Raw genomic sequence first — 478 nt, forward strand, 5'->3', positions numbered from 1 at the left:
TCCCCAACTTCTTCTTCCCCTTAATAAATGGTTATTTTGCTTCTTCCCTTAATTCTTCCAATTCTTCTTTTGTAAACAGATAGATTTCGTTACAGAAATGGCATTGTGCTTCTGCTTGTCCCTCTTTATCAATCATATCAGAAATTTCTTCTTCGCCCAGACTCATGAGCGCATTTCCAAATCTCTCTTTCGAACAATTGCATTCAAAAGCAACCGGCAAAGTCTCAAGAACTTCTACATTTTCTTTTCCCAAAATCTCTTGTATAATTTCTTCCGGTGTTAAACCTCTTTGGATGAGCTTTGAAATCGGCGGGATTTCTTTTAACCGATCTTCTATAAGGGTGATGGTCTCCTCAACCGTGCCCGGCATAAGCTGAAGAATAAAGCCGCCTGCCGCCAAAATTGAATTATCCGGATTTACAAGAACACCAACACCAACAGAAGAAGGAATTTGTTCTGATGCTACAAAATAATAAGT

1 protein-coding gene is annotated in these 478 nt (G+C 38.9%); it reads right to left on the minus strand.

The features are described 5' to 3' along the window. Positions 1 to 31: 31 nt before the first annotated feature. A partial coding sequence (locus AC2JF9_RS08705) for an Hsp33 family molecular chaperone HslO (RefSeq protein WP_500726973.1) occupies positions 32 to 478 on the minus strand: 447 nt, incomplete at its 5' end.

This window comes from Lactobacillus sp. C449L (assembly GCF_059900815.1).